This is a genomic window from Paenibacillus sp. J22P59, from assembly GCF_059383895.1.
This window is the reverse complement of record NZ_JBXENX010000004.1, coordinates 199,014-214,275: the sequence shown is the minus strand read 5'-3', so window position 1 is coordinate 214,275 and position 15,262 is coordinate 199,014. Positions and strand designations below refer to the sequence as shown.

Annotated in this window: 11 protein-coding genes; 7 read left to right on the top strand and 4 right to left on the bottom strand. The window is 46.6% G+C overall.

Going from position 1 to position 15,262, the window contains the following annotated elements:
• Window positions 1–131: 131 nt before the first annotated feature.
• The 4 genes from AC50YO_RS08405 to AC50YO_RS08390 form a co-directional block, all read right to left on the bottom strand.
• Window positions 132–1,280: a DHHW family protein gene (locus AC50YO_RS08405; RefSeq protein WP_494845900.1), complete on the bottom strand. Its 1,149-nt coding sequence runs from the start codon at window positions 1,278–1,280 to the stop codon at window positions 132–134.
• A gap of 23 nt (window positions 1,281–1,303) precedes the next feature.
• Window positions 1,304–2,695, bottom strand: coding sequence for an MBOAT family O-acyltransferase (locus AC50YO_RS08400; RefSeq protein WP_494845897.1), 1,392 nt, complete (start codon window positions 2,693–2,695; stop codon window positions 1,304–1,306).
• A gap of 6 nt (window positions 2,696–2,701) precedes the next feature.
• Window positions 2,702–3,214 (bottom strand): DUF4358 domain-containing protein, encoded by a 513-nt coding sequence (locus AC50YO_RS08395; RefSeq protein ID WP_494845895.1) that lies wholly within the window; start codon window positions 3,212–3,214, stop codon window positions 2,702–2,704.
• A 99-nt stretch (window positions 3,215–3,313) separates the two neighbouring features.
• Complete coding sequence (locus AC50YO_RS08390) at window positions 3,314–4,156, bottom strand: YihY/virulence factor BrkB family protein (protein ID WP_494845892.1); 843 nt, start codon at window positions 4,154–4,156, stop codon at window positions 3,314–3,316.
• Between the two features lie 84 nt (window positions 4,157–4,240).
• Between AC50YO_RS08390 and AC50YO_RS08385 the strand changes: the two genes are divergently transcribed.
• The 7 genes from AC50YO_RS08385 to lacZ all read left to right on the top strand — a co-directional run bounded on the left by AC50YO_RS08385 (window position 4,241) and on the right by lacZ (window position 14,680).
• Window positions 4,241–4,894 carry a pentapeptide repeat-containing protein gene (locus tag AC50YO_RS08385; RefSeq protein ID WP_494845888.1) on the top strand — a complete coding sequence of 218 codons (654 nt, stop codon included), beginning with the start codon at window positions 4,241–4,243 and terminating at the stop codon, window positions 4,892–4,894.
• A 33-nt stretch (window positions 4,895–4,927) separates the two neighbouring features.
• On the top strand, window positions 4,928–6,496 hold the full coding sequence (locus tag AC50YO_RS08380; RefSeq protein WP_494845884.1) for a response regulator transcription factor: 1,569 nt from the start codon (window positions 4,928–4,930) through the stop codon (window positions 6,494–6,496).
• A gap of 2 nt (window positions 6,497–6,498) precedes the next feature.
• Complete coding sequence (locus AC50YO_RS08375; RefSeq protein ID WP_494845879.1) at window positions 6,499–8,262, top strand: cache domain-containing sensor histidine kinase; 1,764 nt, start codon at window positions 6,499–6,501, stop codon at window positions 8,260–8,262.
• Window positions 8,263–8,451: 189 nt separating this feature from the next.
• On the top strand, window positions 8,452–9,744 hold the full coding sequence (locus AC50YO_RS08370; RefSeq protein ID WP_494845875.1) for an ABC transporter substrate-binding protein: 1,293 nt from the start codon (window positions 8,452–8,454) through the stop codon (window positions 9,742–9,744).
• Window positions 9,745–9,870: 126 nt separating this feature from the next.
• The gene (locus AC50YO_RS08365; RefSeq protein WP_494846430.1) at window positions 9,871–10,716 is read left to right on the top strand and encodes a carbohydrate ABC transporter permease; all 846 of its coding nucleotides are present in this window, start codon (window positions 9,871–9,873) and stop codon (window positions 10,714–10,716) included.
• Window positions 10,716–11,540, top strand: a complete 825-nt coding sequence (locus tag AC50YO_RS08360) for a carbohydrate ABC transporter permease (RefSeq protein WP_494845873.1) — start codon at window positions 10,716–10,718, stop codon at window positions 11,538–11,540. Before AC50YO_RS08365 ends, AC50YO_RS08360 begins: the two co-directional genes overlap by 1 nt.
• 104 nt (window positions 11,541–11,644) lie before the next feature.
• Window positions 11,645–14,680, top strand: coding sequence for a beta-galactosidase, LacZ type (lacZ, locus tag AC50YO_RS08355; protein ID WP_494845868.1), 3,036 nt, complete (start codon window positions 11,645–11,647; stop codon window positions 14,678–14,680).
• Window positions 14,681–15,262: the final 582 nt, after the last annotated feature.

The window sequence follows — 15,262 nt, the reverse complement described above, 5'->3', positions numbered from 1 at the left end:
CTAATTCAACTCATCTTATTCGTGAAATATATAGAATATATAAAGTTTATAGTTTTTTCCTATATATACAAAAAAAGAGAAGCTTCAAACGAACCGTCGTTCGTCGAAGCCTCTCTCCTTACTTCAACCGTCTAATAAGCGAGCTTGAGTATCTCGCGATTATCAACGAAGGTTGTTGTGTTGAACAGCATAAGCACATCCTTGATCTCGTTCTGTGCCATATAATCGCTAATGCTGCCGTTGTAATAACGCAGATCAATGACATGAATCTCAGGTACATGAAGCGCCAAGAAGGGCAGTACGCTGTGTGCATAGGAGTCCTTGATGACAAGCAGCTTCTCTTGCTTCACATCAGCGGGATTCACATCGCTTTTAATAGTCATAAGGGCATGAACGCCGCCAAGAAAATAAGAGTATTTATCTTTCTTCTCTAGATAGCTGTCGTCATATAGCCCCTCGACCGTTTCGCCTGTGTCAGCGATAAAGACTTCACTAGCAAGGCTCTGCTTGGGAAGATAGACCTGAACGGAGTCCGCTGTCAGTCCATTGAATTGACTGCGAGTATGGTAGCTGCCAAGGAATGACTCCGTCACCGTCTTAATGTCGAAATCCTTCTCCTGCTTCGGTTCCCATCCCATCTTCTCTGCATAAGCGACGTAAGCTAAGTAAGCACCGTAAGTCGTCCAATGATGGTCGGTACGGTAGAAAATAGGTCTGGAACCGCCAGCCGCCGGGCTAAGAAAATCAAAGCCATCCATAAAAGTCAGGCGATCCTGTAATTGCTTCGCCACAAAGGTATTAACTTCCGTCTGCGGATAAGCCGAAGCGAGCCAAGGCAGACGATCCGGGTACAGGCCGATGGAGTTAGGAGCCAGCAGGAAGGTCATATCCGCATCCGGATTTTTGGCTATAAACTTCTGGACTGCCCCGGAGAGCTGCTTGATCAATGCAAAGTCCGGTTTGTCGAATTTCTCAAATAAATAACCATTCTTGCCGTTATAAATCCCGTTGTTCTCCTGCTGCAAGCGGAGCTGCTCCATAGTAGATTTCACCGCAACCCAGTTGTTACGGAACGGGAAGTGATCCGTAACGAAGCTTTCGGCCTGATCAGCGAACTTCTTGGAGAATAGATTGTCCCAAGTAAGCTGCGGCGTGCTTTGCAGGTTGCGGTTCTCCGTATCAGAGAAGGTCTGCTTAGGCAGCAGGAAGAACAGGAAGGACATGACGAACAGGATGGCGACAAAGCCGATAACATAAATGCGATCCGTACTTTTCTTCATCTTGTTCATGCTCCTCTTCTAGATTAAAAGCGGAAATACAGGAAAGGGTTAAAGGTGGCATCAACCAAATAAGCGACCGACAGCAGGAATAAAATACCATGCCAGCCTAGCCCCAAATAGGGCTTTGATGCAAGCCAACCCTTTCTTTTTGCAGGTGCGGGCATAGAAGCGATGATCAAGACGATAAGCAGAATCGCATTCGTGTAGAGCAGATAGAAAGCTCCTGAATCCCACAAAGGCTGTCCGTTCAGACCTGCCATAGCAAGGAAATAGCTTCCCATCGCAGGCAATTCTTCAAAAGCGAAGAATACCCAGCCGATTAGAATGAGCAGCAAAGCATAGCAATGGCGTACCCATCTTGGCATCCGCTTCAGCAGGCCGAGACCTACCCATTTCTCGAAAATAAGGACCACTCCAAAGTATAATCCCCACAGTAGGAAGTTCCAGCTTGCTCCATGCCAAATGCCCGTAAGCAGCCAGACGATCATAATGTTCCGCAGCTGCATCCATAGCCCACGGCGATTGCCGCCTAACGGAATATAGACGTAGTCACGGAACCAAGTGCTGAGCGAGATATGCCAGCGTCGCCAGAAGTCTGTAATGCTCTGTGCCACATAGGGCTTGTTGAAGTTCTCATTGAATCGGAAGCCGAACATGAGCCCCAGCCCGATTGCCATATCGGAATAGCCGCTGAAATCAAAGTAGATCTGGAAAGCAAATGCTATAATGCCGATCCAGGCGACTAAGGTAGTTAAGGTATCTGGGCTGGAGCTGGATATCCCATTCCACAGCAGCCCGATATTGTTGGCTAGCAGTACTTTTTTGGCTAAGCCAATGGTGAAGCGCTGGACACCCTCGGAGAACATCGCGATGCTCACTGTCCGGTGACGAAGCTGCTCGGCAATCGTCGAGTATTGGACGATAGGCCCTGCTACTAATTGCGGGAATAAGGCGACGAATGTACCAAAGTCGAGCCAGTTGCGCTGCGCTTTCGCAGTCCCCCGATATACGTCAATGATGTACGACATAGATTGGAAGGTGTAGAACGAAATGCCGATAGGCAAAGGCAGATCCGTTAACGGAATATCGGTGCCTAATAAGGCATTGACGTTACCGATAAGGAAATCGGCATATTTGAAATAAGATAATAAACTCAAATTAACGGCAATAGATGCCGCAACAATCCACTTCCGCTGCAGAGGACTGAGCTTCGGCCGCTCAAGGAGCAGGCCGAAGCCGTAGTCAGTTAGTGTAGAGATGAGCATGATGACAATATAGATGGGCTCGCCCCATGCGTAGAAAATCAGGCTTGTCGCAAATAAAACAAGGTTCTTAATTCGCCAAGGTGAGCTGAAATACAACAGCAGCACAGCAGGCAAGAATAGGAATAGGAATAGCAGGCTGCTGAATACCATAGCCGATTATTCTTTAACGAAGAAATCTTCGAAGACTTTTACTTGCTTATCAGCGCGTTCTTTCTCAGAAATTGCGAAGTAGACGTATTTGCCTTTCGTTACAAGCTTATAGTTTTTGGCATTCTCATATTGATCCTGCAAATAAGTTTCGAATTGCTTCTGCACATCTGCAGCACGTTGTTTGACTGCTGTCTCTACAGCAGGAATATCCTTCTCGTCTTTTACTTTGATTACAGCAATTTCATTCGTTGAAACATTCATCATAGGTGTCTTGATTGTGTACTCTTCAAGCAAGGCTGGATCAAGATGGTACAATTCCTTCACCATATCAGCCTCCAGATCCAGGAATGGACGCTGCTCTTCCGATCCAAGTATAGCTTCAACCATTTCGGTTGTCGTCTGCTTCGGCTCGTAAGCCTCTTCTTTATTCGCATTGCCTTTATTGGCGCTTGAGCAAGCAGTCAGCATTAAACCTAATACTACAACCATCATTATGATAACTACGGATTTTTTTCTCATCAATTATCGACTCCTTCAAGTTTGTTGTCTGTGTACAACAATAACAACGAGGCAAGGTTTATTAATGTTGCACTCGTTGTTATTAGGTAAAAAATAACATTATTTATCATCAGCAAGTGTTGCATTTATTTCGCCGCCAATAATAATGACAATAGAACTCAAGTACAGCCAAATCAATAACACAATGATTCCCCCGAGACTACCATAGGTTTTGGAGTAATTGCTGAAATTATTAATGTAAAATTGAAAGCCGACGGAAGTCGCCAGCCATCCGAAGGTACTGAACAGCGCACCGGGAATGACTTCCTTGAAGCTAAGCCTGCGGCAGGGAAGGAACCAGTAGAGCAGCGTAAATACGCCAATCATTACGACGATAGGAATCAAATAGTGAGACAGCGTCCATGCCCATCCCAAGCTGTCGGGCGTATGCAAGAGACGTGTCAAATAGTCACTTATTACCTTGCCGAATACAAGCGTAAGCATGGCTACAAGAATAAGGACTGCGAGGACGACAGTGGCTATTAGCGAGATGCCGCGAAGCTTCCAGAATGGGCGATCGTCTTCGATATCATATGCTTTATTAAGTCCCTTAATAATCGCATTCATACCGCCTGAGGCCGACCATATAGTCGCAATCATACCAATAGACAGCACAGCTCCGCTGCCGGTATTCAGCACTTCTGCCATAAGATCTTGAATAGAGTTCCCTGTATCGGCAGGGAGAATCTGGACGAATTCCTGGAGGAATTGATCCCCTGATAGTTGGATCATGCCTAGCAGATTGACGATAAAGATAAGAAAAGGGAAAATGGATAGAATCAAATAATAGCTGACCTGCGCACCTAATGCAGGAACATCATCATCACGGAATCTGGCATATAAGTTTTTCACAAAAGAGTTCTTCATTCGTTTCTTCGATGTCACGGTTGTCATTGTTGGCATTGTTATTCACCTTCCTTATCCTTCTTTACACCGAAATGTCGGGTGAATAAACGTTTATAAAACTATTTTCATGGGGGAATTAGAATGTCTGCCAAAAAAGAAGCAATTGAACTGCCGAAGCTTCCAACTCATCTGGACGAATTGGAGCTGGAGGATTATGAATTAGAGGATGAACGGAGCATTCATGATTGCGTTCTTCAAGACCGCGATATGGCTAACCAGTCAGCCCATAGAGTTTGCTTCGATCGCGTATTGTTCAAGAACGTGGCGTTCCGCAGGACAACCCTTCGCAAGGCTGAATTCACAGATGTCCTGTTCGATAATTGTGATTTGTCCAATCTGGACCTTAATGCAGCCATTATGCATCGGGTAGCTTTTCGCAACTGCAAGCTGCTTGGCATGGATTTGTCAGAGAGTACTTTGCGAAATGTGCTATTCGAGGACTGCTATGCGGAATATGCCGTCCTTCGCTTTGCTAATACCAAGCAGATGAAGCTTACGAGGGGGACTTTTGCCAAAGCGGATTTTTTCAGAACGACTTTAGTCAAAGCGACCTTCGAAGAGACGAATCTGGATCAAGCCCAATTCTCGCAGACTAAGCTGGCAGGCATTGATCTAAGTCAATGCGAGTTCGATGCGCTCGGGGCTTCTTTAGAAGATTTGCAGGGCTGCATAATTGCCCCTCATCAAGCAGCGGTATTCGCGTCACTCTTTGGCTTGGTTGTAACCCGTGACTAGAGGAGAAGATAACATCATAGTGGAGGTACGCTCATGGGGCATGCATGCAAAGTCGTCATCGTGGACGACGAAATATTGGTTCGGCAAGGGATCAAGCATCATCTGAATTGGGAGCAAGAGGGCTTCCGGATCGTCGGAGAAGCCTCTAACGGCAAGGAAGCGCTGGAGATTATTGAGCAGGTTCAGCCTCATATTGTTATTACGGATATTGTGATGCCCATTATGGATGGGGAAGAATTGACGCGTCTTGTGAAGGCGCAATACCCAGATATTGAGGTCATCATATTGAGCAGCTTCGGAGAATTCGAATACGTTCGTTCTACCTTCCAGAGCGGAGTTGCTGATTACATATTGAAGCCGAAGCTGGAAGCCGAGGAGCTGCTGCAGATTCTTCGCCGCACCGCACTCAAAATTCCATCCCTGCAAATGCCGGAAGGAACGATGGAATCCACCGGGTCCATCGAGTCGATGATTGATAAGCAATTGTCCGGCTATGATGTCGAGTATGACGCTGCCACCATCGCCGGGACCTTTCCTTATCAGGGCTTCTGCTTGCTTGGTGCCGATCTTAAGAGGCTGCAGTACAAGCCTAAGGTGCAAGAAGTACGTATACAGGCGAGAATGATAAGTGAGCTTGAGCTTGAATTCGATAAGCTTCAATATAGAGTCATCGTTCCGGCTAATTCGAATGCCATTGTTTTTGTAATTAATGCGGAGAAAGTAGATATAGGCAGCAGACTGGCGCTAGCGGGTAAGTCGCTGGCCGCTTGGTCGCAAGAGCAGAGCCTTGATGTTGGTTGGACGATAAGTAAAGTATTTAGCGACTTTGGCCAGCTCGGGGCTATTTATCGCGATAATTTTCTCAGGCTGAATGAATACCGTTTCTATTTCCCAGATCAGCAGTTGATTCTGCATAGTGAGCTTCCGGTTCCGACAGGAGAGAATCTGACGTTCGATATTGCCGGGTTTACCGAAGAGTTGAATAGGCAGCACTTCGACGCCGCGTTTGAGAATTTGCAGGAGTATGTAACAGGCATGGCTGGCAATTATAAGGCGAGTGTATATGAATTCAAGTCTTTGCTAAGCAATGTTATTTTCACAATTCTGATTAGTCTCGGACGATTGGGCTATGAAGTGAAGGACCTAGATGCAGTCAAATACGATTATTTCAAATGGATGGAAGAAGCGAGGCATATAAGAGAAGCCTCTGAGCTGCTGGATAAGTTCATAGCAGAAGCGCGGGACAGAATCGAGAGCAGGCGGCAAGCAGGCAATCCCAATATGCAAATGCTGCTGGATTATATTGTGGAGCATTATGCTGATCCGCTGAGCTTGACGGACGTTGCCAAGCATTTTCACTTTAATCCGTCATATTTGTCCACCTATTTCACGATGCACAATACAGAAGGCTTCAGTGAGTATTTGAATAAGATTCGGGTCGAAAAAGCGGCAGAACTGCTGCGCATGGATGCAGCCACGATCTCTGAGATTAGCGGAATGGTTGGCTACTCGGATCATAGCTACTTCACGAAAGTATTTAAGAAGCTTATGGGACTTTCACCAAGTCATTATCGCAAACAAATGCTGAACAAGAGGGATTAACTATGCGCACATTACGGGATGGGTTCAAGGTCAACGGCTTGTTTTTCAAAATATTCATTGTTATGGTCGTCAGCATCATTTCTGTATCGCTGCTAACGTCATGGGTGACGATACGCCTGTCGGAGCAGCTGTTCATGGAAACCTTCAGCATAACGAACGGCAAAGTGATTAACCAAATGCAGGAGAATTTCGAATCCTTCAATTATGCTGTGGTGAGAGCATCCAATAGTGTGCTCCAGAGCGGGACGATTAAGGGCTTCCTGACGAGAGCGGATTCGGATTCGGTTACAACCTCCACCCAGGTTTTTCGGGCCAGCCAGCAAATGAAGGAGATCCGTTCCAATCTGAGCTCCTATGATGTCGGCATTACCGTTATAGGGAGCAATGGACGAAGCTTTTCTACAGACAGTGCCTATTGGCCGATCACGACGGAGGCGCTTCGCAAGCATACCATTACAGCTCATACACTGGATGAGCCTAAGCGGCTTATGTATCATGCAACCGATTCGTCTCTTGGCGAATCGGTTATTGTTGCTTCCAAAGCATTAATGGATCGTGTGAACGGTAATATTTATGGCGCATTGTATATTCCGATTCGCGAGCAGGAATTCAAGCGATTGTATACAAACTTCACGAGCGAGGGCAATGATATCGTCATCGTAGATAACGCAGGCCGTATTATATCGAGCAACCTAGGGGAGTTGATCGGTCAAGACGGCCATGAGCTTCTCGGCTATGCAAGCGAGCTTAAGCAAGAAGGGAAGGACTACAAGGATGTTACGGCGATGGGCAAGGATTATATTTTGCTCGCCGAGCATTTGCCCACCTATGACTTCTATCTGATCAATTTGATCGACAAGCAGGTTGCACGGAGCCAACTGGTCGATGCCCGGGCAATTGCGCTGATCTGCGGGGGGATCGTCTTGGTCGCTCTTCTTCTTGTCTTTCTTATTACAAGGCGGATGACGAGATCCTTGACCCTGCTTGTCCGTCAAATGTCCAGAGTCACGCAAAAAAACTTTGACAACTATATTACGGTGTCAGGCGGCTATGAAGTGAGGGAGCTGGGCCAGGCCTACAATTACATGCTGGATGAGCTGAATGATTATGTGAAAAAACTGGTCCAGACGCAGAAGGAGCAGCGCAACGCGGAGCTTGCAGCCTTGCAAATGCAGATTAATCCGCATTTTCTATATAACACGCTTGCGTCTATTAAAATTCTCGTACAGCAGGGAAATAAAGAAAGGGCAGCTGAGACGATCCATGCGCTTATATCCTTACTCCAGAATACGGTCAGCAACGTAAGCGAGACGATTACAGTGGAGCAGGAGCTCGATAATCTAAAAAATTATGTATTTATTAATCACGTTCGCTATGGGGAGCAGATTAAAGTCAATTATTTCATCGCCCCCGATTGTATGGCGTACCATCTGCCCAAGCTGATTATTCAGCCGTTTCTGGAGAATGCCTTTTTCCATGCCTTCAATGAGACGAACGAGGGATACATCTATGTGATGGTATCCAAGGAATCCGGCTCCTTGATCTGCGAGGTTGTCGATAACGGCTCAGGCATGGAGCTTGCCTCTGATAATGGCAAAGCTGCCTTGCCTCGAACGAATCGCTCTCGCAAGCTATTCTCAGGAATAGGCGTACGAAATGTGAATGATCGAATCGCACTTTTATACGGTGAAAATTATGGTGTAACCCTGACGAGTGCTCCAGGAGAAGGAACTCGTGTGCGAATTCGCTTGCCTATTCTCAAATAAACCTAAAAATAATACCAAAAAACAAGATGATTCCTACTGGGATAAGGATACAAATACAGGAAACAATAAAATGACTAATCGAAGCAAATATATTGCTAACGAGTTATTTTGACCTGTTGTTATAATAATTTTGTTAGCCGGCAAACGCTTTCAAACAAGGCTGAAATCAAGAAAAGGGGTTGGAAGGAATTGAAAAAATTACTTACTGTTCTAATCGCGAGCATCGTATTGCTATCCGCGTGCTCCAACAATGCAAATAACGGAGCAGCTTCTGAAAAGCCTGCTGACGGCAAGCAAGAACTTACAGTTTGGGCTTGGGACCCTGCCTTCAACATTGCAGCTCTAGAGCTTGCAAAGGATGCTTATGCAGCCAAAAAACCAGATGTAAATGTGAATATCGTTGAGAATGCCCAAGCGGATATCGTTCAAAAGCTGAACACTGGCTTGAACTCCGGCACAACCAAGGGCTTGCCTAATATCGTACTTATCGAAGACTATCGTGCTCAAAGCTTCTTGCAGGCTTATCCAGATGCTTTCTATGACATGAGCAGCTCGATCAAAGCCTCTGATTTTGCCGATTACAAAATCGGTCCTACTAGCGTAGACGGCAAGCAATATGGCGTGCCATTCGATTCCGGCGTTACTGGCTTGTATATCCGTACGGATTACCTTGAGCAAGCAGGCTATACAACAGCTGATATAACGAACGTAGATTGGGACAAAATTATTGAGGTAGGCAAGAAGGTAAAAGAAAAAACAGGTAAAAACCTGCTTACACAGGACCCTAATGACCTTGGTCTGATTCGAATGATGATTCAATCCTCCGGCTCATGGTACCTCAAAGAGGATGGCAAAACGCCAAATCTGGCAGGCAATGAGACGTTGAAGCTGGCGTTCGAGACCTACAAAAAGATTATGGATGCAGATATCGTGAAAATCACTTCCGACTGGAGCCAATTCGTAGCTGGCTTCAACAGCGGTGATGTGGCTTCTGTTCCAACAGGCAACTGGATTACACCTTCGATCAAAGCGGAAGCTTCACAATCCGGCAAATGGGCAGTCGTGCCATTCCCAACTCTTCCAGGTAGCGACAAAGCGGTTAATGCCTCGAACCTTGGCGGCAGCTCGTGGTATGTCATGAACATTGATGGCAAGGAAGCGGCAGCAGAATTCTTGGCACAAACTTTGGGTTCTGATGTTGAGCTGTATCAGAAGATGGTTACTGAAGTAGGCGTTATCGGTACGCTGAAAGCAGCAGCAACAGGCTCAGCTTACGAGCAAGCCGATGAGTATTTCGGCGGACAAAAAATTATTGCTGACTTCGCTGCAATGACAGAGAAAATTCCTAGTGTGAACTATGGTATGCATACGTACGCTATTGAGGATATCCTCGTCGTAGAAATGCAGAATTTCATGGGCGGCAAAGCGCTGGATAAAGTACTTGCAGACGCACAATCCCAAGCAGAAACTCAAGTTAAATAATCGCTCAAAAGATCGCGGAAAGCATACAACCTTGGGCTATACCCAAGGTTGTATTTCCGTCAAGAAAGGGGTTCGGCTGACGTGAAAGCAGCAAAGCCTGGTATTAACATTCGCTCCAAAGAGAGCATGATTGGCTGGTTATTCATCGCACTTGCAGTCATCATGATTGGAACCTTTTATTTCTATCCAATGATTCAAGCCTTGATTCTTTCTTTTAAGACAGGGACAGGCGTGAATTTATCATTTACAGGTCTTGATAACTACAAGCGTTTATTGCAGGACCCCACGTTTTTGACGGCAGTTAAAAACACTTTTATTTTCTTAATCGTTCAAGTACCCGTCATGATTATTCTGGCGCTGTTCATATCCGTATTGCTTAATGACAGCAAGCTGAAATTCAAAGGCTTTTTCCGTACGGCAATCTTCTTGCCTTGCGTTACCTCGCTTGTCGCCTATTCCGTTATCTTTAAATATTTGTTCGCAACGGACGGTCTAATCAATCAAATGCTGACTAAGATTCACCTGATTAATGCTCCTATCGAATGGATCACCGATCCTTTCTGGGCCAAGGTTACCATTATTATTGCAATCACATGGCGCTGGACAGGCTACAATATGATTTTCTATCTGTCCGCCCTTCAAAATATTGATAATTCCATCTATGAAGCGGCGAGAATTGATGGCGCTTCTCCAGTTCGACAGTTTTTCGGCATTACAGTTCCTTTGCTTAAGCCAATCATTCTGTTCACCTCGATTACGTCGACGATCGGAACGCTTCAATTGTTCGATGAGATCGTCAACATTACGAAGGGTGGACCGGGCAATGCGACGATGTCCATCTCACAATACATCTACAATCTTTCATTCAAATACACACCGGACTTCGGCTATGCGGCAACCGTATCGTATTCCATCGTGATTATGATTATTATATTGTCGATCCTCCAGTTCAAAGCGGCAGGTGATAAGTAATGGCCAAATTAAAACGCATATTCATTTACCTTTTCTTAAGTTTGGTATCGCTGGTATCGATCTTTCCTTTCTTATGGATGATCATCAGCGCCACGAACAAATCAGTCGATGTGACGAAGGGAAGATTGCTTCCCGGCAGCCATCTTATAGATAACTTCAATAATCTGATCAACACTGTTGATCTTGGCGGGGCACTATGGAACTCGGCGAAAATCTCGGTAACGACAACGATACTGGCGATGCTGATCGCTTCGCTTGCAGGCTATGGCTTTGAAGTGTTCCGAAGCAAAACAAAGGATATCGTCTTCAACATATTGCTGTTGTCCATGATGATTCCATTCGCGGCGTTGATGGTGCCGTTGTATCAAATGTTCGCAGGTATTTCGCGTACAATGCCGGCCATCGGGATTGATACGCTGGTATCCGTTGTTCTGCCAACCTTCACGACAGCCTTCCTGATCTTCTTCTTCCGTCAGAGTACGAAGATGTTTCCGAAGGATCTGCTTGAAGCGGGACGGATCGATGGGCTAACTGAGCTGGGGCTGTTCTTCCGCATCTATATGCCGACAATGAAGACGACCTATGCGGCAGCCGGCATCATTACATTCATGTCGAGCTGGAACAATTATTTGTGGCCGCTCATCGTGCTGCAATCGCCGGAGAAAAAGACAATACCGCTGCTAATCTCGAATCTGGGCTCCAGCTATTCGCCTGATTACGGCATTATTATGACGGCTATCGTTATCTCGACGATACCGACCGCGCTCGTATTCTTCCTCATGCAGAAGCATTTCGTCGCGGGAATGACAGGGTCTGTGAAGTAAGAGTAAGGACGAAGGACAGAGGAATAAAGACTGGGGACTATGGCCGTTTCGATATATTCGGGGAAGTACATTGCATGATGGCTAACAACAAGGGAGAGATCACAATGAAAGCTATAACACCAACCTTGACCTGGTTGACTGACGTAAGCGTATTTGCGGTTAACCGAGTGCTGGCACACTCGGATCATCCTTATTATGAGACGATGAAGGACGCTGAGGAGAAGAAGCCAATGGCGCTTCGCCATGACTTGAACGGCACTTGGAAGTTCAGCTATGCCGTTAATCCGAAGGCTCGCGCTGAGCGCTTTTATGAGCTTGATTATGAGTGCAGCGGCTGGGACAATATTCAAGTGCCAGGGCATATTCAGCTGCAGGGCTACGGCAAACCGCAGTATGTGAATACGATGTACCCATGGGATGGGCATGACGATATTCGTCCTCCCGCAATTCCTGAGCAGCATAATCCGGTCGGAAGCTATGTGAAGGTTGTGACGGTACCTGAGGAGTGGACAGGCAAGCCGGTCTATCTTTCTTTCCAAGGCGTGGAGTCGGCCTTTTATGTGTGGTTGAACGGTCAATTTGTTGGATATAGCGAGGATAGCTTCACGCCCTCCGAATTTGAGCTGACGAAGTACCTGCAAGCTGGCGAGAACAAGCTCGCCGTTGAGGTATATCAACGCAGTACGGGAAGCTGGCTGGAGGATCAGGATTTCTGGCGGTTCTCCGGAATATTCCGGGATGTGTACCTCTATACGGTTCCAGATATTCATGTGCGGGATTTGTTCGTGAATGCCGATCTGGATTCTTCTTATACAAAAGGCACGCTTAACGCGCGCTTGAAGCTGCAAGGTGAGCAAGCCGGCAGAATCGTAGGCGAACTGAAGGATGCGGCTGGTAAGCTGGTTGCTTCCACGACCCTGACTGCGCCTATTGGGGAGGAAGCCGTTCTTTCTATGAATGCAGGGGAAGTTCAAGCTTGGAGCGCCGAGAAGCCATATTTGTACATGCTGTATATTAGTGTGTACGATACAGCAGGTAAGCTAGTAGAGGTGATTCCGCAGAGGGCAGGCTTCCGCAAATTCGAAATGATTGATAAAATTATGCATCTTAATGGCAAGCGGATTGTGTTCAAAGGTGTGAACCGGCATGAATTCAATGCGCATAGAGGCCGGGCGATTACGAAGGAAGATATGCTGTGGGATATTAAGGCGCTCAAGCGCAACAATCTGAATGCGGTTCGTACCTCCCATTATCCGAACCAGTCGCTATGGTATGAGCTATGTGATGAATATGGCGTGTATGTTATAGATGAGATGAATCTGGAGTCGCATGGCTCTTGGCAGAAGATGGGCGCTGTCGAGCCGTCCTGGAATGTTCCCCGGAACAAGCCGGAGTGGGAGCCTATTATTATGGATCGGGCAATCTCGATGGTTGAGCGGGATAAGAATCATCCTTCAATTCTAATCTGGTCAGTCGGCAATGAATCTTATGCGGGCCAAGTGCTGCTTAATGTGTCGAACTACTTCCGGGATACAGACCCTAGCCGTCTTGTTCATTATGAAGGGGTATTCTATGACCGCGATTATAATGATACGAGCGATATGGAGAGCCGGATGTACGCGAAGCCGGCTGATATTGAGCAATATTTGAATGACAATCCACAGAAGCCATACATTAGCTGTGAATATATGCATGCGATGGGCAATTCGGTCGGCGGGATGCATAAATATACGGAGCTTGAGAACAAGTACCCGATGTATCAAGGCGGCTTCATCTGGGATTATATCGATCAGGTTATCGAGAAGAAAAATCGCTACGGTGAATCTTTCCTCGCCTTCGGCGGCGACTTCGATGACAGAGCGACCGACTATAATTTCTGTACGAACGGTATCGTGTTCGCAGACCGCAAGGAATCACCGAAGATGCAGGAAGTGAAATTCTTGTATCAGAATGTGAAGCTGGTTCCTGATCGCCAAGGAGTGAAGATCACGAATGAGAACCTGTTCGAAGGAACGGATGCTTATGATCTGATCTATAGCTTGAAGCTTAACGGCGAAGAGGTGCAGCACGGCAAGCTGGATATTGATGTTCCGGCACAGACAGAGGCTTATATTTCATTGCATTTGCCTGATTGGTCGGAGGCAAAGCCTGGTGAATATCAGCTGGATGTCTCGCTTACATTGAAGGAGAGCACGCTATGGGCGGATGCTGGTTATGAAATGTTTTTTGGACAGCATATTTTCTTGCTTGATGCTGAGGTTCCTGTATTGCCGAAAGGTCAGTTCCGAGTTGTAGAAGGCGACGTGAACATCGGGGTTCACGGCCTCGATTATAGTATTATGTTCTCGAAGCAGGCAGGAAGCTTGACCTCTGTCAATTATGCAGGACGTGAGATGATCGCGATTCCACCAGCACCGCTGTTCTGGCGGGCAACGACGGACAATGATAAAGGCTTTGCGCTGGGCTTTGATTCCGCGGGCTGGTTCGCGGCTAGCCTCACTCGCAAATGCATCGCTGTTGAATTGACAGAAGCTGAAGGTCATGTCACAGTCGCTTTCACTTATAATCTAAGCATTAGTGCTGATGTGAAGGTCGTAGTTGCCTATACGGTATATGGAGACGGAAGCATTAAGGTGAAATCTCACTATTCCGGAACGGCAGGACTTCCGAAGCTGCCTATCTTCGCCTTGTCATTCAAGGTGCCGGCTGATTATCATCATTTGGACTGGTATGCGATGGGTCCGGAAGAAAACTATATTGATCGTGCCTTCGGTGCAAGGCTTGGTGCATTCAGCAACAAGGCAGCCGATAATGTATCGGGCTATGTTGTCCCACAGGAATCCGGCAACCGTACGGGCGTGCGCCGTGTCGGCATCACGAATGACAACGGTCACGGCATCCAAATTACAGCTCCCGCTTCTCAGCCGGTGGAGTGCAATATTTCTCCGTACACCGCATTCGAGCTGGAGAGTGCCTACCATCATTATGAGCTGCCGAGCGTCCACTATACCGTGGTAACCGTGGCAGGCAGACAAATGGGTGTAGGAGGAGATGATAGCTGGGGAGCGCCTGTGCACAAGGAATACTTGATCCAAGCGGACCAAGAACTCGTATTCGAATTCCATATTCACCGCTTATAGAATGTAGATTAGGGATGGGATTCGGTAAGGGAAGGTCCCTGGAGGTATAGAAACTATTGTCGAAATTTTGGTCTCTGCTTTAATTTTTGGTAAAGCTATAACCTTCGTTTCCACTTTCATAGTGGTTTCGAAGGTTATTTTTGTTTGTTAAGGGGTTCACCAGTTATTTGTTGTTTAGGGGAGGCAAGCCTCCTGAGATATGAGTCTAGCCTCATTGAATGCATGTAGAGTAGGGAAAGCAGGCCGAATGTGTGAGAATAGCCTCACTGAATAGTGAGGGAAGTGCCGCTCGGAGCGGATGATTCGTTTCCTAGAGTAACTGTTTGTTGAATGGGGAGTTCATTTCCAGCTATTGAGTGGGTAAGCATATCGTCAGCTATTGAGGGACTTGAGGGATATGAGACAAGGCAGGGGAGCTGCTATGAGGCTAACTCATATAAGTGTGAGGATGGCCGCCTATAATTACTGCAAATGGTGAGGAAAGCTAGTATGTGTGAGGTAAAGCTCATACCTCGGGAGGCAAGCCTCCTGAGATATGAGTCTAGCCTCATTGAATGCATGTAGTGTGGGGAAAGCAGGCTG

Excerpts from the sequence above, each read along its gene's own strand:
- AC50YO_RS08405 (WP_494845900.1), bottom strand. The coding sequence starts at position 1,280 with ATGAAGAAAAGTACGGATCGCATTTATGTTATCGGCTTTGTCGCCATC.
- AC50YO_RS08400 (WP_494845897.1), bottom strand. The coding sequence starts at position 2,695 with ATGGTATTCAGCAGCCTGCTATTCCTATTCCTATTCTTGCCTGCTGTG.
- AC50YO_RS08395 (WP_494845895.1), bottom strand. The coding sequence starts at position 3,214 with ATGAGAAAAAAATCCGTAGTTATCATAATGATGGTTGTAGTATTAGGT.
- AC50YO_RS08390 (WP_494845892.1), bottom strand. The coding sequence starts at position 4,156 with ATGCCAACAATGACAACCGTGACATCGAAGAAACGAATGAAGAACTCT.
- AC50YO_RS08385 (WP_494845888.1), top strand. The coding sequence starts at position 4,241 with ATGTCTGCCAAAAAAGAAGCAATTGAACTGCCGAAGCTTCCAACTCAT.
- AC50YO_RS08380 (WP_494845884.1), top strand. The coding sequence starts at position 4,928 with ATGGGGCATGCATGCAAAGTCGTCATCGTGGACGACGAAATATTGGTT.
- AC50YO_RS08375 (WP_494845879.1), top strand. The coding sequence starts at position 6,499 with ATGCGCACATTACGGGATGGGTTCAAGGTCAACGGCTTGTTTTTCAAA.
- AC50YO_RS08365 (WP_494846430.1), top strand. The coding sequence starts at position 9,871 with ATGATTGGCTGGTTATTCATCGCACTTGCAGTCATCATGATTGGAACC.
- AC50YO_RS08360 (WP_494845873.1), top strand. The coding sequence starts at position 10,716 with ATGGCCAAATTAAAACGCATATTCATTTACCTTTTCTTAAGTTTGGTA.
- lacZ (WP_494845868.1), top strand. The coding sequence starts at position 11,645 with ATGAAAGCTATAACACCAACCTTGACCTGGTTGACTGACGTAAGCGTA.